Annotated in this window: 15 protein-coding genes and 2 tRNA genes; 9 read left to right on the forward strand and 8 right to left on the reverse strand. The window is 52.8% G+C overall.

Annotation, left to right across the window (positions count from 1 at the left end):
• Positions 1-121 precede the first annotated feature (121 nt).
• Both SPICO_RS05610 and SPICO_RS05615 read left to right on the forward strand, forming a co-directional pair.
• Positions 122-195, forward strand: a tRNA-Arg gene (locus SPICO_RS05610).
• A 79-nt stretch (positions 196-274) separates the two neighbouring features.
• Positions 275-997 (forward strand): nitroreductase family protein, encoded by a 723-nt coding sequence (locus SPICO_RS05615; RefSeq protein ID WP_013739710.1) that lies wholly within the window; start codon positions 275-277, stop codon positions 995-997.
• A gap of 129 nt (positions 998-1,126) precedes the next feature.
• Here SPICO_RS05615 and SPICO_RS09790 read toward each other — a convergent pair whose 3' ends face one another.
• Both SPICO_RS09790 and topA read right to left on the reverse strand, forming a co-directional pair.
• Positions 1,127-2,356 carry a PIN domain-containing protein gene (locus tag SPICO_RS09790; protein ID WP_013739711.1) on the reverse strand — a complete coding sequence of 410 codons (1,230 nt, stop codon included), beginning with the start codon at positions 2,354-2,356 and terminating at the stop codon, positions 1,127-1,129.
• A gap of 188 nt (positions 2,357-2,544) precedes the next feature.
• Positions 2,545-5,136: a type I DNA topoisomerase gene (gene topA, locus SPICO_RS05625; protein WP_013739712.1), complete on the reverse strand. Its 2,592-nt coding sequence runs from the start codon at positions 5,134-5,136 to the stop codon at positions 2,545-2,547.
• 91 nt (positions 5,137-5,227) lie between these two features.
• Between topA and SPICO_RS10385 the strand changes: the two genes are divergently transcribed.
• The gene (locus tag SPICO_RS10385; protein ID WP_169310060.1) at positions 5,228-5,371 is read left to right on the forward strand and encodes a hypothetical protein; all 144 of its coding nucleotides are present in this window, start codon (positions 5,228-5,230) and stop codon (positions 5,369-5,371) included.
• Between the two features lie 31 nt (positions 5,372-5,402).
• The gene (locus SPICO_RS05630; RefSeq protein ID WP_013739713.1) at positions 5,403-6,128 is read left to right on the forward strand and encodes a hypothetical protein; all 726 of its coding nucleotides are present in this window, start codon (positions 5,403-5,405) and stop codon (positions 6,126-6,128) included.
• Positions 6,129-6,174: 46 nt separating this feature from the next.
• Here the strand turns inward: SPICO_RS05630 and ychF are convergent, their stop codons facing one another.
• Positions 6,175-7,269, reverse strand: a complete 1,095-nt coding sequence (gene ychF, locus SPICO_RS05635) for a redox-regulated ATPase YchF (protein ID WP_013739714.1) — start codon at positions 7,267-7,269, stop codon at positions 6,175-6,177.
• A gap of 30 nt (positions 7,270-7,299) precedes the next feature.
• Between ychF and hflX the strand changes: the two genes are divergently transcribed.
• Positions 7,300-8,724 (forward strand): GTPase HflX, encoded by a 1,425-nt coding sequence (gene hflX / locus SPICO_RS05640; RefSeq protein ID WP_013739715.1) that lies wholly within the window; start codon positions 7,300-7,302, stop codon positions 8,722-8,724.
• A gap of 228 nt (positions 8,725-8,952) precedes the next feature.
• On the opposite strand, the gene SPICO_RS05645 is transcribed toward hflX, so the two are convergent.
• Complete coding sequence (locus SPICO_RS05645) at positions 8,953-9,411, reverse strand: BAPKO_0422 family outer member beta-barrel protein (protein WP_013739716.1); 459 nt, start codon at positions 9,409-9,411, stop codon at positions 8,953-8,955.
• A 216-nt stretch (positions 9,412-9,627) separates the two neighbouring features.
• Here SPICO_RS05645 and SPICO_RS05650 point away from each other — a divergent pair, with 216 nt between their 5' ends.
• On the forward strand, positions 9,628-11,235 hold the full coding sequence (locus SPICO_RS05650) for an OPT/YSL family transporter (protein WP_013739717.1): 1,608 nt from the start codon (positions 9,628-9,630) through the stop codon (positions 11,233-11,235).
• 20 nt (positions 11,236-11,255) lie between these two features.
• A complete protein-coding gene (gene rlmN / locus SPICO_RS05655) occupies positions 11,256-12,335 on the forward strand; it encodes a dual-specificity RNA methyltransferase RlmN (RefSeq protein WP_013739718.1) in 1,080 nt (359 codons plus the stop codon).
• Positions 12,336-12,366: 31 nt separating this feature from the next.
• Here the strand turns inward: rlmN and SPICO_RS05660 are convergent, their stop codons facing one another.
• Entirely contained in the window at positions 12,367-14,163 is a 1,797-nt protein-coding gene (locus SPICO_RS05660; RefSeq protein ID WP_013739719.1) for an alanine--tRNA ligase, read from the reverse strand.
• A gap of 93 nt (positions 14,164-14,256) precedes the next feature.
• The gene (locus SPICO_RS05665; protein ID WP_041395098.1) at positions 14,257-15,162 is read right to left on the reverse strand and encodes a DNA-processing protein DprA; all 906 of its coding nucleotides are present in this window, start codon (positions 15,160-15,162) and stop codon (positions 14,257-14,259) included.
• 217 nt (positions 15,163-15,379) lie between these two features.
• Here SPICO_RS05665 and SPICO_RS05670 point away from each other — a divergent pair.
• Positions 15,380-15,452, forward strand: a tRNA-Phe gene (locus tag SPICO_RS05670).
• A gap of 103 nt (positions 15,453-15,555) precedes the next feature.
• Here SPICO_RS05670 and SPICO_RS05675 read toward each other — a convergent pair.
• Entirely contained in the window at positions 15,556-16,083 is a 528-nt protein-coding gene (locus SPICO_RS05675) for a cysteine hydrolase family protein (protein ID WP_013739721.1), read from the reverse strand.
• Between SPICO_RS05675 and SPICO_RS05680 the strand changes: the two genes are divergently transcribed.
• On the forward strand, positions 16,082-17,149 hold the full coding sequence (locus tag SPICO_RS05680; protein WP_052295835.1) for a nucleoside hydrolase: 1,068 nt from the start codon (positions 16,082-16,084) through the stop codon (positions 17,147-17,149). The two genes, SPICO_RS05675 and SPICO_RS05680, sit on opposite strands and share 2 nt — an antisense overlap.
• A gap of 51 nt (positions 17,150-17,200) precedes the next feature.
• On the opposite strand, the gene SPICO_RS05685 is transcribed toward SPICO_RS05680, so the two are convergent.
• Positions 17,201-17,824: an NAD(P)H-dependent oxidoreductase gene (locus tag SPICO_RS05685; protein WP_013739723.1), complete on the reverse strand. Its 624-nt coding sequence runs from the start codon at positions 17,822-17,824 to the stop codon at positions 17,201-17,203.
• Positions 17,825-17,863 lie beyond the last annotated feature (39 nt).

Below are 17,863 nucleotides of genomic sequence, written 5' to 3' on the forward strand. Positions count from 1 at the left end.
CTTTTATGAGCCGCAAGAATGCGATGTATTTTTGCATGGCAGCGTAGCGTGGCAGCGTAAAGGTACCGATGTTTACACAACGAGCGAATTATGTTAGATTGACGAGGCTTTTTATCGTGAAGTTCCGGTAGCTCAGCAGGATAGAGCGGCTGCCTCCTAAGCAGCAGGTCATGCGTTCGAATCGCATCCGGGACATCATACCCTCTCTCTTGCATTTCCTGCCGTGCATCCGTACTGTATACATGACACATATGATACGACACGGAGGAAATCCATGAATCCAATCATACGACAACTCAAGGCGCATCGCACTTTCAGAGACTTTGACCCTTCATTCACCGTGAGTGACGAGCAGCTACAGTCCATCCTTGACGCAACATGCCAAGCACCATCATCGATGAACGGACAGCACTATAGCATCATTGTCGTCGATGATTCCGAAAAGAAACAGAGACTTGCGGAACTCATTCCTTCAAACGCCAAACACATCATTGCTTCATCCGTGTTCCTGCTGTTCGTCGCTGACTTGCGGAGGATGCATCGCGTCTGCGAACATTACGGTACTGAGTTCGTCCCTGTCGGAAAACCGGAACCACTTCTCATTTCAACGATAGACACAGCCCTTGCCGTGGAAAACGCCGTAGTTGCTGTCGAGAGCCTTGGACTGGGAAGTGTCATTGTCGGCAGCATCAGGAGTGTCGGGGACAAAATCATCACAATGTTCAACATGCCGGAATACACACTGCCACTCCTTGGCTTGAGCATAGGGAAGCCTGCGGTGGAAATGCGTGTCAAGCCACGCCTGCCCAAAGACACAGTCGTCCATCGTAACGCATGGAAGGAATTTGACTACCGCTTCATTGAGGAATATGACGGGACGATGGAAAAATTCGCCGAAGCGCGTGAAACAAAATTATGGTCAATTAAGTTCCGCGATTACTATTCCCAAGAGTCCTCTCCTGTCACGCGCACGGTACTGGAAAAGCAGAAAATCTGAAACCCGAAGAATCAGGGATAAGCCATAAGGAACAGGGGATGTTGCAAAGTCAGCTTGCGACATCCCCATCGTTTTTTTCGCTTTTCTCCGTAGCATCCTTGCGTGCGGAACTTGCAGGGCTTACAGCTCTTACAGAATCAGAATCATGCCAAGAACACCCATGGCCGCAATGCCCGCTACAACAGCAACTATGCGAAAGCGATGGCGGCGACGGCTTTTCAGTACATCGGATATAGTCCGAATCCGCACGGCTGTAGCATCGACGTGCTTGTGCTTTGCCGCCGGTTCATCCATCACGACCTCCTTGTCCTTCGGGTTCATGGTGACAGCCGGAGAACTAGCCGCGAGCATTGGAAGAACCGGAGCGGCAGCAGTAGAGGATGGCGCGGAAATAGGCGCAGGCGTGCGGACATCCATTGACCCAGGCACGGGAGCGGTATTCGTCTCAATCTGTCCAGTAGTTTTTCTTTTCTCATAACAGACCTGGCAGATTACCATGCCGCTGCCTTCGTCCGGCGTATCATAATAGCTTTCACCGCAATCCGGACAGACATAACATCTCAACAACGCACCCTCTCCGTCAAACTTGCAGACCTCCATTTTCCGTTCCAGTGAAGCATCCGCCGTCCGACCAATGAGCCGGGCGAAAAAACTGAGTTTCTGGACAGGTGACTGATCTTTTTCATCAAGAGGCATCTCGGCAAGCTGGACGATACGTTCACTCAACCCTCTGTCCTGTGTAATCAAGAGCAAAGATTCGTGGGCGCGTTTCGCTGAAAACAGAGAAACAAGATGATCGTCGGCAATCCCTGTCGAACCTGTATCCTGTATCCGGACGACTCCCATGCGGGCAAGATGCCGTATAAGTTCAGGACGCACCAGAGCCCTGATTCTCACCTCGCGGTCCTTGGCGGGGTTGTCCTTGAGCCCGTGAAGCTCTTCCATCGTCTTTTCCAGGATGACAAGTCTTTTCTTGCGCCGTCTGAGCATGGGATAGGCATCCGCCACGAACCGGAGGAACAAGTCCTCATGGATGATTGGTGCGGTATCCACGAATATCTCATCAAAGCCACGCAGTTGGCTGTCAAGCAGTTCCGCCTTGGCTTTGTCGGTCGAAGCGTATACGGTGAAACGCCCCAACCGGCAGGAAAAAATCTCTCGGTACAAAGGAAGCAGCGCTTCCTGCACATCCTGTTCAGGAGAGATGCCACAGCCCCGGAAGGTCTTCATCACATCATTGGCAGATATGGAAAATTCCTTCGCGAGCAAAGCAATCACATCCTGGGAAGTACGAACAGAAGAACGACCGGGAGTCCGTCTGGCTTGGTTGCCAGGACGTTTTGCTGGACGTGTGTCCATATACTCCTCCCATCACGCCGGGAACGATATACATGCGTCTCCAGCGGATTCATTCATCAATTTCATTCATCACTCATCACTGGAAACCAAGCCTCCGGCTTCATTCCCTCTCCATGCGGCTGAGTACAGCCATACTCATGTTGTCCGCCATGCTTCCATTCAGATACAACGTCAGATACACAAACATTTCACGCTTTCGTATCCACAATGGCACGCGCCTGGTCCTCCGTCAAGGTCTTGGCCGCCGCCTCATCCTTCTTCATGGATGCTTCAGGCAACTGATAATTCTTCTTGCCATGCTTCAAGTAGTATCCGTACCGTCCGACATGGATGGCCAGAGCTTCTCCTTTGTAATCTCCAAAGGAAAGAACCAGTGTCTTGTCCGCGCCTCCAATCTTTCCGCCCCGACCTGAACCGGCGCGTCGGCCTGCGGACTTCGGCTGGGCAAGAAGTGCCAGAGCTTCCTCCAGCGTCACAGTGAACACACTGGTCTCGCCTCCCCTCAAGGAACGGAACTCTCCTCCTCTGGTCACATACGGGCCGAACTTGCCGATACCGGCGGAAACCGGCACGGAGGTCGCAGGATCACTGCCCAGTTCACGGGGAAGTGCCAGATAGCGGAGAGCTGTCTCCAAGGACTGTCCATCCTCTCCTTTTGGGACGGAAGATGTCCGCGGCCTTTCCTTGGAACCTTCGACTCTCTCTCCCAGCTGCCAGAAATCCCCATTGCGGCCAGAAATGAGGAACACTGTCTTGCCAGTCCGAGGATCCGTCCCTATACCGCCGTCGTTGCCATCCTTACGGATTTTCCAATCCTTCTCCAACAGCTCCTCAAGCATCTCCTTGGTCACATCTGCTGGTATCCACGCACGGGGAAGGGACACATAGACATTTCCATTGTCATCAGACTGTGAGATAATGTACGGCCCGTAAGGACCGATGAAGATGTCCGGCTCTCCGGTGAGCTGGGGCAAATCAATCTTCTTGGCATCAGGCGCAACAATTTCCTGCATTTTCTCAGCGACTATGGCTTCAAGCCCTTGCGGGCCACTGGCAAAACGGGTAAGGAAGTCAATTTCATCAATCTTGCCCGCGGCAATGCCGTCAAGGTCTTCTTCCATCCCGCTGGTGAAGCTGTAATCCACATATCGGTCAAAATGCTTCTCAAGCAACTGTACCACGCTGAAACCTACGAAGGTCGGAACCAGCGCGGAACCGTCCTTTTGCACATAGGATCTGTCGAACAGCTTGTCAATGATGGTCGCATACGTTGACGGGCGTCCAATCCCCATCTTTTCCAGCTGTTGAACCAAAGAGGCTTCCGTGAACCGGGCAGGAGCCTTGGTTTCATGAGATACTGCCTCAAGGGTTTCCAAATCGAGCTTCTGCCCTTCCTTCAATACCGGCAGGAAACTCTCCTTGTCTTCAAGCGCGGCTTCCGGGTCATCGCTGCCCTCCACATAGACGCGGATAAAGCCGGGGAACAGTATCTGTGTCCCCGTAGCGACAAAACGGGCGGATACCCCGTCTGCCTGCGCATTAATCCGCACGGAGGTCAAGCTTTTACGGGCTTCGGCCATCTGGCTGGCCAGCGTCCGTTTCCAAATCATCTCGTACAGTGCCTTGTCCTTGCCGTGGAGTCCTGATTCATCAGGCTTGATGAAAACATCTCCCGCAGGACGTATGGCTTCGTGGGCTTCCTGGGCGGAAGCACTCTTGGCCGCATACTGGCGGGGAGCATCGGAAAGAAAAGCATTGCCATACAGCTCATCTACGCTCTTACGGGCAGCCTCAATACCGTCCTGGCTCAAGGACGGGGAGTCAGTACGCATGTAGGTGATGAACCCGTTTTCATAGAGTTTCTGGGCAATCGTCATGGTCTGCTTTGCGCTGAGATGAAGTTTGCGGTTGCCTTCCTGCTGGAGCGTACTGGTAATGAAAGGAGGCGCAGGTCGGCTGGTCACCGGCTTCTCCACCACTTCGGCCACCGTCCATTCCGCGGAACGGAGTTTTTCAGTCACATCGCGGGCAGTGTCAGCGTCAAGAAGGATTGGAGCGTCAGCCTTCCCTTCCTTGAGGAACGCTCCGGTGGTAGGATTAAAGTCCTTGCTGCCCGCCACTCGCCTGCCCTCAAGGGCTTCCAGCTTGGCGGTGAAAGCCGGAGACGCGGAGTACAAGGTCGCCTTTGCATCCCAATACGTGCTGGAGACGAACTGGATGCGTTCCCTTTCCCTCTCGACAATCAGGCGCAAACCAGGAGACTGAACCCGTCCGGCGGACAACTTCTTGTTGGAAAGTTTCTTCCAGAGGACAGGCGATAGTTCGAAACCGAACAAACGGTCCAGCTTGCGCCGGGCTTCCTGGGCATGAACCAGATACATGTCCAGCTTCCGTCCGGTATCCAGGGAATTCAGGATTGCCCTTTTCGTGATTTCATGGAACACCATCCGCTGATAAGGTATGGATGGTTTGAGCAACTCAAGCAGATGCCAGGAAATACTCTCGCCTTCACGATCCTCGTCAGTGGCAAGCAGGAGACGGTCTACAGACTTTAAATCAGCCTTTAACGTCTTAATCAGTGTACCCTTGCCCGAAACCACCTCATATTCAGCCTTGAAGCCCTTCTTCACATCTATTCCCAGCCGATCGGACGGCAGATCCCTGACATGTCCATTGCTCGCCACCACGGTATAATTGCCCGGCAGGAATTTCTTGATGGTCCTGGCTTTTGTCGGAGATTCGACGATGATCAGTACTTTCTCATTTTTCTGGGAATCCATTCACACACTCCAAAGGCTGAAAGTTCGCTCAGCTCGATGTTGTTATAAAAGCCTCAGTAAATTTTGTCAATCTTTGACCAAAACATATCATATGAATAAAAGGAGTATTCCGGCAAGCATCGGGCAAGCATCGCTTCCCCATGATTGCGCCATGGTTAACGCCATGGTTGGAGCTATGGTTAACGCCATCGCCGTCAATCCCGGTTGCCAATTGCCTCCGATACTGGTATTTTGAATCTGTCATTTACGGATGCGAGGAGTTTGCCATGAGATACACGACGCACAGGTTGGCCATTCCCCTGATTCTGCTCACCTTCTTTCTTTCTGGTTGCGTCCTGGCCGAAAGCATGACTCTTTCATCATCACGCGGCGGTTCGTCTTCCGCCACGCTAGACGCTTATCCTTTCTTCATTGATGTGCTGGAAGATTTCTCAACGTTCACCGCCGAGCCTTCCGATGATTCCATCCTGGACGTAATCGTGCGGGACTTCGTCACCGGCCTTGTGAACAGCCAGAAGGCACTGGGAATAAACACGCGGAAAACAGGCCGGAACTCATATGTCATCGACTTCACGTTCCAGGATTTCAATGCACTGTTCAATGCGTTGGCTGGAAACCAGGAAGGCCGTGTCCTTTCCCTGAACGCGACGGGAAACAGGACGACCCTGGCACTGGACATATCCCTTGACACCTATGACGAGCTTTCGCGCATCATCCCCTTCTTGACTGATCCGGGCTTTGAAGTCTACGGGCCTTTGTACAACCAGGACATGAGCGCGGACGAATATCTTGAGATGATCGGCTATATCCTGGGAGAAGACGGACCGAAAGCAATAACCGACTCCCGCATCTCGCTGCGCTTCACCACGCCGGCGCCTATCGTATCTTCCCAAGGGGTCAGAATCATCTCATCTTCCGTATGCGAATTCAGCTTTCCCCTCATTGATTTCCTTCTGTTGCACTCCCCGCTCACATTCTCCGTCACGTGGTAGTCTTCCCGACAGTTTCTAGTCTTTCAGACAATCTTCCAGTTTTCACCTAGACATTGAACCGGAAATGCATGATGTCACCATCTTGCACGACATATTCCTTTCCTTCAACCCGTAGCTTCCCCGCTTCCTTGACTTTGGCTTCACTGCCCATTTCAAAGAGTGTGTTGCAGTTGTATACCTCTGCCCTGATGAAGCCTCTTTCAAAATCAGTGTGGATGACGCCCGCAGCCTTTGGCGCGGTATCCCCCTGACGAATCGTCCAAGCCCTGTCTTCGTCGCTCCCTGCCGTGAAGAAGGTGCGCAGGCCAAGGGTCTTGTACGCTGTACGTATCAACTGGTTCAGGCCGGATTCTTCCAGTCCGGAGGCCTCAAGGAACTCCTTGCGGTCTTCGGCGCTCTCCATGGCGGATATCTCGCTCTCCAGCTTCCCACTGATTACAACGACCTGGGAACGGTCGGCGGAGGCAATCTTCCTCACGACCTTCACAAACTCATTGTCCTCGGAAATAGAGTTTTCATCGACATTGCAGACATAGATGACAGGTTTCATGGTGATGAGATGAAAGTCCCTGACGACATCTTTATCTTCATCTTCAAGAATCAGGCCGCGCGCCGGATGGCCTTCGGCAAGCTCGGCTTTCAGCTTCTCAAGGAGAGGAACTTCCCGCGCCGCGTCCTTGTTTGTCCGTACCAGCTTCATCTGCTTGGCAAGCCGTTTCTCCACGGTTTCCAGATCCGCAAGAGCAAGCTCAATGTTGATTGTCTCAATGTCTCCGGCAGGATCAATCTTATTGTTGACGTGGATGATATCCGGATCTTCAAAACAACGCACCACATGCGCAAGGATGCCTACCTCTCTGATTGAGGCAAGGAACTGGTTGCCCAGCCCTTCTCCTTTGGAAGCTCCCGCGACCAGTCCGGCGATATCGACAAACTCGACCACAGCGGGCACGACTTTCTTGGGAGGAATCAATTCCACAATCTTGTCCAAACGGGCGTCCGGCACTGTGACGATGCCGACATTGGGCTTTATCGTACAGAACGGATAATTCGCGGCTTCCGCGGGAGCTGATGTGACGGCGGAGAAAATAGTTGACTTGCCGACATTGGGAAGTCCGACGATACCACAATTCAATGCCATGGCGTACCTCTTGGATTCACGTTGGATGCAATGGAAAAGCGGGATGCGGATGAGAAACAACCACTTGCTTTTCTCTTGGACGGCAGTATATCATATACTAGCATGCGGGGAAACAACCCTGGGCAAAGGATGCCCTGTACGAAGAAACGACTCGATGACCAAGATTTTTTCCCTTCTCACGACTCCCGTCTTCATGATACTGAAGAAGACTCTCTTTCTGTATTCCTGGTAGGTCTCCGTACACCGGATGAATCCGTCCCTCGCGCACAACTGCGGCTACAGGAGCTGGACAGTCTGGTCAGAACCGCCGGGATGGAACCCCTCGGCGCACGCATCCTGCCTCTCCGTACCGGGCGGGCGGCGACCCTGATCGGCAGCGGACAGGCTCTTGAGATTAAGGAACTGGCAGAATATCATGCAGCGGATGCCATTGTCTTTGACAGGGACATCCCTCCCCGCGCCCAGAGGAATCTTGAAGATATCATTGGGCTCCCCATCCATGACAGGCAGGGCATTATCATCACCATCTTCGGCCAGAGGGCATCGACCAAGGAAGCAGTCCTCCAGGTCGAACTGGCACGGCTTCATTACGTGTTGCCCCGGCTGACAGGCTCCCGCGAAGATCTGTCACGGCAACAGGGAGGCGTCAAGGGCACGCGCGGCGGAGGCGAGGCGCAGCTGGAGCTTGACCGGCGCAGAATTTCTGACCGAATTGCCTGTTTGAAGACGGAACTCACGGCTGTCAGGACAAGGAGAGAGCGGCAAAGGACACAGCGCAAGTCCGGGGAAATCCCCGTGGGGGCAATCGTCGGGTATACTAACAGCGGCAAGTCATCCTTGCTCAAGGCTCTTTCCGGCGCGGACATCCTGGTGGAGGACAAGCTGTTCGCCACGTTGGATCCGACGACCCGACGCATTCGTCTTCCGGAAAGCGGTGAGGTGCTTCTCTCAGATACCGTAGGTTTTGTCAGTGACCTGCCTCACCATCTTGTCGATGCTTTCCGCTCCACTCTGGAGGAGGCCACCGACGCTGACTTCCTGGTCATTGTCTGTGACGCTTCCCATCCCGACATGCTTTCCTGCTACCAGGCGACGCTGGATGTTCTCCATAACATGGGCGCAGACGGGAAGCCAACGGTGACCATGCTTAACAAGATGGATGTTCCTTTCGAGGATTTCGCCGTTGCAAAGCTGCGTGACATGATTCCCGACCTGGTGGAAACATCCATCAAAAAACGTCAGGGATTGAACGCCCTTCTTGAAGCCATGGCAAAAGCCGCCTATGCCTCCTGCCCCCTCCGATCCTTCCTGATTCCCGCCGACCGGCATGACCTTGTTTCCCGTACCCGCCAGTCAGGACGAATTGAGACCCTGGAATATACAGATGATGGCATCCTCCTGTCAGCACGCCTGATTCCCGTCATGCTGGGTGATTTCCTGCCGTTCCAACAGTAAAATGATGAGATAGACGCGCCGGACATTCATCAGCAATAAATAATTAAGTACATAATGTAGAATACTTTACTTACCTGACTGCACTTCCGTCCTTTCCCAGGAATCGAGAGAGTTTCTCAAGGATATCTTTCATGGACATTTTTTGTCTTTCGACATCCAGAGATATCTGAACTCAAATAAAAACCGCCATGGTTTCCCATAGCGGCAATCTTTCATGACCTGTATGGCTTAGAAATGATAGAGGACTCCGAGAGTTCCGCCAATATAAAAACCTGTGTCAGGAATAATCTGTACACCAGGAGAAACACGGAAGAAAATCTCAAGCGGAATGTCGCGGAAATCATAGTCAATACCCACGGGAACTGTTACGGCAAGACCCAGTTTCTGGCTATTGTCGTTCAATGGAATCCACGTTGCGCCAGCGAGTCCAGCGGTGACATCAAACTTCGCTCTGTCAATGTTGAAGGATGTCCAAGCATAGTTTACGCCTGCCTCAGCAGCAAGGTAACCGTTGTCAGAGAAATTCCAACCGACAGTACCGATTACATCAAAATCCTTCTGGGCATAAGAGAAAGAAACACCCGTTGCCGGATATCCAAAGGATATACCGAGACCGAGACCTTCAGCAGCGAAAACAGGAACCACTGCCAATGCGACGAGAAGTGCGACTACAGCAATCTTCTTCATTTTTTACTCTCCTTGCGGCGCGGTAAGTTCCCACGCCCATGAAATAGTATCTTACTGGTAAGCATAATCATTTTTATACTGAAAAGTCTACAGTTAAAAATCTGGATTCCCTGATTCCAGACCCTTTATTTTTTTCATAATAAAATCTTAAACTATGGTATAAAAAAATCTTTTCTTATATAAATGAGTGCTAAAGGTAATCGGGAGGAACTTCTCATGAACAGAAACCAGCTTACCAGCCGCGGTCTTGTCGTCAGTTTTATCGGTCTGCTCATCATCACCACCAGCTCCATGTATGTCGCCCTGCGCATGGGAGCCCTTCCATGGCCTACAGTCTTCGTCACAGTCATCAGCATGCTTGCCCTGCGCAAGGCAAAGGGAGTGACGATGCAGGAAATCAACGTCACCCATACCCTGATGGACGCTGGAGCAATGGTCGCCGGAGGTCTTGCGTTCACCCTCCCCGGACTGTGGATACTCCAACCGGACGCCCATATTTCTACAGTGACTCTCATTGCCATTGCCCTGAGCGGTTCTCTCCTTGGCACAGCCTTCACCGCCTTGAAACGCCGCGAGATGATTGAGACGAGGAAGCTGCCCTTCCCTATGGGACAAGCATCCCATGACACACTGGTCGCCGGAGTACAGGGCGGCTCGGTAGCTCGCGTTCTTTTCATTGCCATGGCGGGAAGCATTGTTTTTACTATCCTGCGTGACAGCCTGGGTCTCATCCCTGCGGTCATCACTATCTTCGCTGGCTCCGCGCTCATTCCTACCCTGATGATCTGGGTTTCCCCGATGGGAGCGGCAATCGGAGCTTTGATCGGACCCAAGTACTCTTTTGTCTGGGTCGCTGGCGCCGTGTTCGGCTATTTCTTCCTTACCCCGCTGGGTATCATGACAGGTTTGTTCACTGACATGGCAGCGGCCGATTTGTTCCGTTCAAATCTGGGCATCGGCTTCATGGTCGGCACAGGCATCGGCATCTTCCTCAAAGCCATCGTGTCACGGTTCAAGGAAATCCTGTCCCGTGACAAGACTCGTGCCCGGTGGCCTTCAGTCGATCCCGGCACAGCGCGTACCGTCTCACTGCTCATCGTTGCCGTCATTCTTCTCCTGGCCTTTTTCACCGACCTCTCATTCCTACACATTATCGTCCTCTTGGCCGGAACGTATATCAGCACCAGCCTCTCCGCCACGCTCACCGGCCAGACCGGAATCAACCCCATGGAGATATTCGGTATCCTGGTTCTTCTGGTGGTCAGCGCAATCTGGAGTCCTTCCCTTGCCATAGCATTCACCGTCGCCACCGTGACCACCGTCGCATGCGGCATGACAGGAGATGTGATGAACGACCTAAAAAGCGGGAGTCTCTTGGGGACGGATTCCACGACCCAACAGTTTGCCCAGGCAATAGGTAGTCTTGCCGGTGCCGTCATTGCCGTCTTTGTGTTGTTGGTGATGAAAGACGCTTTCGGAAACTTCGGCACAGCAGAACTGCCTGCTCCGCAGGCATCGGCAGTCGCAGCCATGGCAGGAGGATTGGGGAATGTTCCGGCCTTCCTCATTGGAGCAGTCGGCGGTATCCTTCTTTACATTTTCAATGTACCTGCGGCTACCTTCGGACTGGGCATCTACCTGCCGGTCTATATTTCCGCAATCGTCGGGATTGGAACCTTGATTATGTCCATCTGCCGCAAAACATTTGCCCATAAGATGTCTGACGCCGACATTACTTCCACGGGAACCATATTATCCAGTGGACTTTTGGGAGGCGAAGGAATTACTGGTGTAGTCATTGCCATCATCTCGATGTTTGGTTGAAAAAACTGTATAATAACCTCATGATGTTGAAAAATTCCGACGTGCCGTCGCAGCCTTCCCTTTATGGCCTGTCCGTCCAGGACATCCAAACCGTTCTTTCACTGGACAAGCCCTTCCGTGCCCGCCAGATACGCTCGTGGCTTGCCCGCGGAACTACTTCCTTCACCGGAATGAGCAATCTCAGCCTTCTGGAACGAACGCGTCTCACAGAGAAGTATCCCCACATCCTCACATCGGAAGTCATTGAAGAAAAGACAGACAGAACCGGCGCAACAAAGCTGGGCATCCGGCTCTATGATGGGCTGGTCGTCGAATGTGTGCTTCTCGTTGACCAAGACGGCCGCAAGACAGCATGCTTGTCCTGCCAGGTAGGATGCGCCATGGGGTGCGTCTTCTGCCGCACTGGTACCATGGGGCTTGCCAGGAACCTCCATGCCTATGAAATCGTGGAACAATTCGTTCATTTGATGAAATACGGAACACCTTCACACATTGTCTACATGGGGATGGGAGAGCCTCTTGCCAACACGAAGGAAGTCTTTTCTTCAGTCCTTACGCTCAACTCCCCCGATTGGTTTGATATTGGTATCAGGCGCATCACCATCAGTACGTGTGGCATTGTTCCCGGCATTCTCCAGCTTGCGGAAAGCGGCCTGGGAGTGAAACTTGCCATCTCTCTTGTTGCTGCGGACGATCAACTGCGTACCCGTCTGATGCCGGTAAACCGCTCTTTTCCGTTAATCAGACTCAAAGAGACACTGGTCACGTATCAGAAAAAAGAAAAAAAACGCATCACCTTTGAATACTGCATGCTGGGAGGGGTTAACACAGACGAGACGGCCGCCCGCAACCTTGCCCATTTCATGAAGGGACTGGAAGCCATCGTCAACCTCATTCCATGGAATCCCGCGCCCGATCTGCCATGGCAGACGCCTTCCAACCGCGAAATGGACAGCTTTGTGTCAACCCTCCAACGTCTGGGCGTTCCCTGCACCCGCCGCTTCTCCCGTGGTCGCGGCGTGGACGGAGCATGCGGACAGCTGGCTGTACCACAGAACATGCGGACACTGCCTCCAGAAGATACACAGGGAACAATCTGACGGTGGTAGCTTACCAACAGATACGTCTGTTTTATTTCTCCAAGACTGCTTTGATGCGACGCACTCCGGCTGATGATGACTGTTCCTTGAGGATGTGGAAATGCCCCATGTCACCGGTGTGTGTCACATGAGGACCGCCACAGACTTCCTTGGAGAAGTTGCCGATTGAGTAGACAGTTACCAGTTCGCCGTATTTGGATTCGAAAAACGCAATGGCGCCCTCTTTCTGTGCTTCTTCCAAGGTTTCCGTCTTCTTTGTCACCGTCAGATTCCGCTTTATCTGCTCGTTCACTATGTCCTCGACCTGCTGTATCTGTTCCTTGGTCATTGGCTCAGGATGGGTGAAGTCGAAGCGCAGACGTTCCACGGTGATGTTTGAACCTTTCTGTCCGACATGGGTTCCCAGGACAGTCCGCAGAGCCTGATGAAGAAGATGAGTAGCGGTGTGCAGGGCGGTGGTCAGCTCGCTGTGATCTGCCAGGCCGCCCTTGAACTGCTGCTCAGCCCCGGCGCGGGAAATCTCCTGGTGTTTCTTGAACGCCTCGGCAAATCCCTCGGTATCGACGGTCATGCCGTGTTCGGTAGCAAGCTCGGTGGTCAGTTCAATCGGGAATCCATATGTATCGTAGAGTCGGAACGCGACACGACCGGAAATTTGACGGCTGTTCCCCTTCTCCATTCCCAGACGGACTTTCTCAAACTCTTTCTCACCTTTTGCCAAGGTCTCGGAGAACTTTTCTTCCTCCGCGTCCAGCTCTGCAATGACGAACTTCTTGTTCTCGATGATTTCAGGATATGGTTTCCCGTACAGCTCAAAGACAGGGGAAGCCAGCCCTGAAAGGAACTTGCCCTCGATGCCCAGCTTGCGGCCATGGCGCACTGCCCGCCGAATCAAGCGGCGCAGGATGTACCCCTGTCCTACATTTGAGGGAGCCACACCTTTCTGGTCGCCCAGGATGAATACGCTGGTGCGGATATGATCGGCTATGATGCGGATGGAAATATCATCCTGCTCATTCTCCCCATAGGTCTTGCCGGATAGTCCCTCGATGGCATGGATGACAGGTTGGAAGACTTCCGTATCATAGACGGACTGCTTGCCCTGGAGTACTGCAATGGTTCGCTCGATGCCCATGCCGGTATCGACGCACTTGCGTGTCATCTCACCATACGAGCCGTCAGCTTCCTTCTTATAGCCCATGAACACATTGTTCCAGATTTCAAAATACCTGCCGTCAGAGGAACCGGGACGGCTGTCCGGATTATTTGTCTGGCGACGGGTATCAAAGAATATCTCGCTGTCCGGTCCGCAGGGGCCGGTCTCTCCCGCAGGACCCCACCAGTTGTCCTCACGGGGAAGGTAGTAAATACGTTCTTCCGGGATTCCCAAAAGTTTCCATGTGGCGGCGCTTTCCTCGTCACGCGGCACATCCGCGTCCCCGACGAAAACAGTAACTGAAAGACGAGCGACATCGATATCAAGAACTTTTGTCAGAAATTCAAAGCTGAATCCGATCGACTCTTTCTTGAAATAGTCCCCCAGGGACCAATTGCCCAGCATTTCAAAGAAAGTCAGATGATGGGGATCTCCCACGCTGTCGATGTCACCGGTACGGATGCACTTCTGGTAATCGACCAGACGTGTTCCCGCGGGATGCTCCGCTCCCATGATGTAAGGAACCAAGGGATGCATTCCGGCGGTGGTGAAAAGAACCGTGGGATCATTCTCCGGGATCAAGGATGCGCAGGGAATCTGCACGTGTCCTTTGGATACGAAGAACTCAATGAATTTGCTGCGCAGGTCGTCTGCTGTCAATGTATGTGCCATAGTAGGAGATAGTAAGCACACCCCTGTTTTCTGTCAAGGCGGTGATGTCCCTGAGACGCCGCGGGAGGATGCTGGGGGAGATTGTGAAGAACGTTAGAAAAGTTCCAGCTGCACGCTGGCGGGAGGTGTCTTCTTTGCTGGTTTCTTTTCTTCTCCCCGCAAGGCTTTGATGATGGCTGACGGGGAATCTATGATGGTCACTCCGTCTTTTGCGGCAAATTGGCGGGGCCACATGTAGGCTCGGTTCTCATGGACATGTTTCAGGATGAAAAGCCGCCGTCCCTGTTCCAAGGCGAAACCAGCCTGTCTCACGGCTCCTCCCCCGTCCCTGTCTTCGACCACGACAGAGCCTAATGAAAGTGCGCTCATCAGGCGGTTACGCACCAAGAAAAACCATTTCTGGACGGCACGTGATGGCGCGAAACGGCTGACCACCAAACCAGCACGGGCAATGTCCTTCTGCATCTGGACATGTTCAGGCGGATAGGTGGTTCCCAAAGGAGTGCCAATCACCGCCATGGTGGGATAGCCCGCTCCCAGGGCGGCCAAGTGGGCGACTCCGTCTATTCCCAAGGCAAGGCCGCTGGTGACGACATAGCCAGCTTTCCCCAAAGCAGTGGCAAGAGCCGAGGCATCTGATTTACCTGTTGAGGACGGGGAGCGAGTACCGATTACCGCGATGCCTTCACGGGAAAGAAGTGAGACATTCCCTTTAAGATAGAGATAAGGCGGAGCATCATGCATGCCGCGCAGGGAATCCGGCCAGTCGGCATCGTCCGATCCCAGGATTATTTCATCTTCTCCCATGGTCTCGAACGTAGCTCTCACCTGATAGTAGGCTTCAAGGATCTCATGTTCATCATATCCCAGGACAGAACAATACAGTCCCATGTCACGGGGAAGTGGTTGGGTGCGGTCAGTCTTCTCTCCCAGAGCATGCCACAGGGGACGCACTGCCGCCTCTCCCCGGAAAAGCAATGCCAGGGTTTCATAGTTCATGGCTTCCTGCCAGCGGGATTGATTCTGCACCGTCTTGCCTCGCCTGTCAGTCTAGCATGGAGATGGATGGACTACAATCGCCTGATTTTCGGTTCATGCCTGTTGCCTTTACTTTTTCAATCGGCCTTTTCGGTTCGACTTTTCGGTTCATTTTTGACTCATTTTCGTGTAAAGGTTGACATGTCATGGGGAAACAGGTTATACAATACAGCGTTGCGCTACCCTAGCTCAGTTGGTAGAGCAAAGGACTGAAAATCCTTGTGTCCCTGGTTCGATTCCTGGGGGTAGCAACTCAAAAAACGGATTATTCTATGCATGGCGAAGAAATGCATATGGGTAATCCGTTTTTTTTGTCTCCAAAATGGCATTCAAATCTATTTACATCATTGTCTGCTAGCGTCCAATGACCTCGACATGTACCCCCGCAAGGATATCAAGTGCCTTCTCATGGAGTGAAGCATCACCGCTCGCCGTACAGCGGGCATCGACCACGACATGGGCATCAGGAAGCGCAGCCTTGGCAAGGAGAGCGTTGGCAAGGACACAGATGTTCGATACAAGCCCGATCAATTCCACCCGATTGTATCTTTTCTCCGCAAGATGACGGGCAAGAGACATTGACCCGAAAGTCGGCTTTTCAAAAATGACAGAAGCCGCGTCCACACAGTCCGCAACCTTGCCATACAGTTCCCATCCCGGAGTCCCCTTGATGCAATGCTCGATGGGCAGGTTACGCCCTTCTTCGGTTCCACGGTAATCCTCCTGGTGGGTGTCCAAAGTGAAAATCACATCATCTCCGGCATCCTTGAACTGCTTGATTTTTTCAACGATAGGCCCTTCGAGTTTTGTCGCGCCGGGGAATCCCAAGGTTCCTGTCACAAAATCATTCTGGAAATCAACAACGATGAGAACTTGCTTCATGAGCTTCCTCCTTCGGGACGCGGGAACACCAGATATGGTAGCGGGAAGCGATGGGAGATGCAATATCAGGACTACGGACAAAGAAAAAACTCCAGCGACAGATATCACCAGTACATGCTACACTACGGTCATGAACAACATGAACAGAATAAAGCACCGAATCATTATGGATGTGGATACCGGACACGATGACGCGGCGGCAATTGTCCTTGCCGCAGGTTCTCCGGAAATAAAGATTGAAGGAATAGTAGCCGTCGGCGGCAACCAAATCCGAGAAAAAACCCTTGCCAATACCCTCAATGTCTGCCAGCACATAGGACTGGACGTGCCGGTATTCGCCGGTCAGGAAAACCCGCTTGTCCGCAAACGTGTCAATGCCGGATATATCCATGGGGAATCGGGTCTTGACGGCCCTCATTTTGCTCCACGAACCAAGCTGGCGGAAAAAGAACGGGGCGTTGATTTCATCATCCGCACCGTCATGGAGAATCCCGGAGAAATAACCATCGTAGCCCTTGGGCCTCTCACGGACATCGCCCTGGCGTTAATCCTTGAACCACGGCTCAAGGATGCCGTCCGCCACATCGTAACCATGGGAGGTTCAATGGGGATGGGCAACGCGACTCCCTCCGCCGAGTTCAACATCTATGCAGATCCAGAAGCCGCCTATGTTGTCTGTTCCAGCGGAGTCCCCTTGACCATGTTTACCTTGGACGTGACGCTCCAGGTCACGCTTGATGACGACATGCTTTCCCATTACCGGAAAATGAAAACCAAGACATCCACCATGTTCTGCGACAGCATGAATGCCTATACGGAAGCCTGCCAACGCCATGGCTTTGACTACCCCGCCATGCATGATCCCTGCTGCATCGCCTATCTGGTCGAACCAGAGATATTCACCATGGAAAAAAGAAAGATAGACATTGAACTGAAAGGAGAGCTGACCTACGGACGGACAGTGATGGGCTTCGTTGACCCCACCGCCGGTTCCCAAGTCGGCGTTACGGCGGACGCTCCTGCATTCTGGCGTCTGCTGGACAGAGCCTTCACACGACTGCCCTGACCGGGAGCAAAGCGTAGAGAAAGGGAATGCCTCGGCTTCATCGTCTCAGTTTCAATGGTAGAACGCCAGATTTTCCAATGGCTCTCTGATGCGCTCCCGCGTCTCATCTTCCGCCGGATACCCGAAGGTCGAAATGAGTCCGACGTTCCAGTGCGCAGGATTACGCCCCAAAAGGGCAAGCACCTTGTCATTGCGGAAACCTTCTATGGCACAGCTTTGGATGCCCAGGCTCGCCGCGCCGGTCATCATGTTGGCAATGGCAATATAGCACTGCTTCTCAGACCATTGGTCAAGAAAACCTTTATCCTTGAGATATTCATGGAAACCTTGGAAATCATCGACAAACTCATCCATCGTTCCGGGGAAACGGGAGGCTCTCTGCCGTATCAGCTCCCCGTAAGGGTCGTATGATTCTCCCTTTCGGGCAGTCACGATGATGGAAAGAGGTGCGCTTTTCATGGCTTGCTGGCCAAAACAGGCATCATGCAACGCCATGCGCATTCCTGGAGTCTTGACAACATGGAACTCCCACATTTCCAGCCCGAATGACGTCGGAGACAAACGTCCGCATTCCAGGATGAAGGCAATATCTGCATCCTCCACGGGGCGGTCAGCATAGTTCTTACAGGCAAAACGGCGTTCCATGGCCGCCATGAAAGATTTCCCCTCTTTCACGTTCATTCCTCCGCATTATTCCTCTGCTTTCAGTTTTCA

Origin of the sequence: Parasphaerochaeta coccoides DSM 17374 (genome assembly GCF_000208385.1) — a bacterium.
GTDB classification, from domain to species: domain Bacteria; phylum Spirochaetota; class Spirochaetia; order Sphaerochaetales; family Sphaerochaetaceae; genus Parasphaerochaeta; species Parasphaerochaeta coccoides.

Bases quoted from the DNA above. Each gene is read 5' to 3' on its own strand.
- SPICO_RS05615 (WP_013739710.1), top strand. From the start codon at position 275: ATGAATCCAATCATACGACAACTCAAGGCGCATCGCACTTTCAGAGAC.
- SPICO_RS09790 (WP_013739711.1), bottom strand. From the start codon at position 2,356: ATGGACACACGTCCAGCAAAACGTCCTGGCAACCAAGCCAGACGGACT.
- topA (WP_013739712.1), bottom strand. From the start codon at position 5,136: ATGGATTCCCAGAAAAATGAGAAAGTACTGATCATCGTCGAATCTCCG.
- SPICO_RS10385 (WP_169310060.1), top strand. From the start codon at position 5,228: ATGAATAAAAGGAGTATTCCGGCAAGCATCGGGCAAGCATCGCTTCCC.
- SPICO_RS05630 (WP_013739713.1), top strand. From the start codon at position 5,403: ATGAGATACACGACGCACAGGTTGGCCATTCCCCTGATTCTGCTCACC.
- ychF (WP_013739714.1), bottom strand. From the start codon at position 7,269: ATGGCATTGAATTGTGGTATCGTCGGACTTCCCAATGTCGGCAAGTCA.
- hflX (WP_013739715.1), top strand. From the start codon at position 7,300: ATGGAAAAGCGGGATGCGGATGAGAAACAACCACTTGCTTTTCTCTTG.
- SPICO_RS05645 (WP_013739716.1), bottom strand. From the start codon at position 9,411: ATGAAGAAGATTGCTGTAGTCGCACTTCTCGTCGCATTGGCAGTGGTT.
- SPICO_RS05650 (WP_013739717.1), top strand. From the start codon at position 9,628: ATGAACAGAAACCAGCTTACCAGCCGCGGTCTTGTCGTCAGTTTTATC.
- rlmN (WP_013739718.1), top strand. From the start codon at position 11,256: ATGATGTTGAAAAATTCCGACGTGCCGTCGCAGCCTTCCCTTTATGGC.
- SPICO_RS05660 (WP_013739719.1), bottom strand. From the start codon at position 14,163: ATGGCACATACATTGACAGCAGACGACCTGCGCAGCAAATTCATTGAG.
- SPICO_RS05665 (WP_041395098.1), bottom strand. From the start codon at position 15,162: ATGAACTATGAAACCCTGGCATTGCTTTTCCGGGGAGAGGCGGCAGTG.
- SPICO_RS05680 (WP_052295835.1), top strand. From the start codon at position 16,082: ATGAGCTTCCTCCTTCGGGACGCGGGAACACCAGATATGGTAGCGGGA.
- SPICO_RS05675 (WP_013739721.1), bottom strand. From the start codon at position 16,083: ATGAAGCAAGTTCTCATCGTTGTTGATTTCCAGAATGATTTTGTGACA.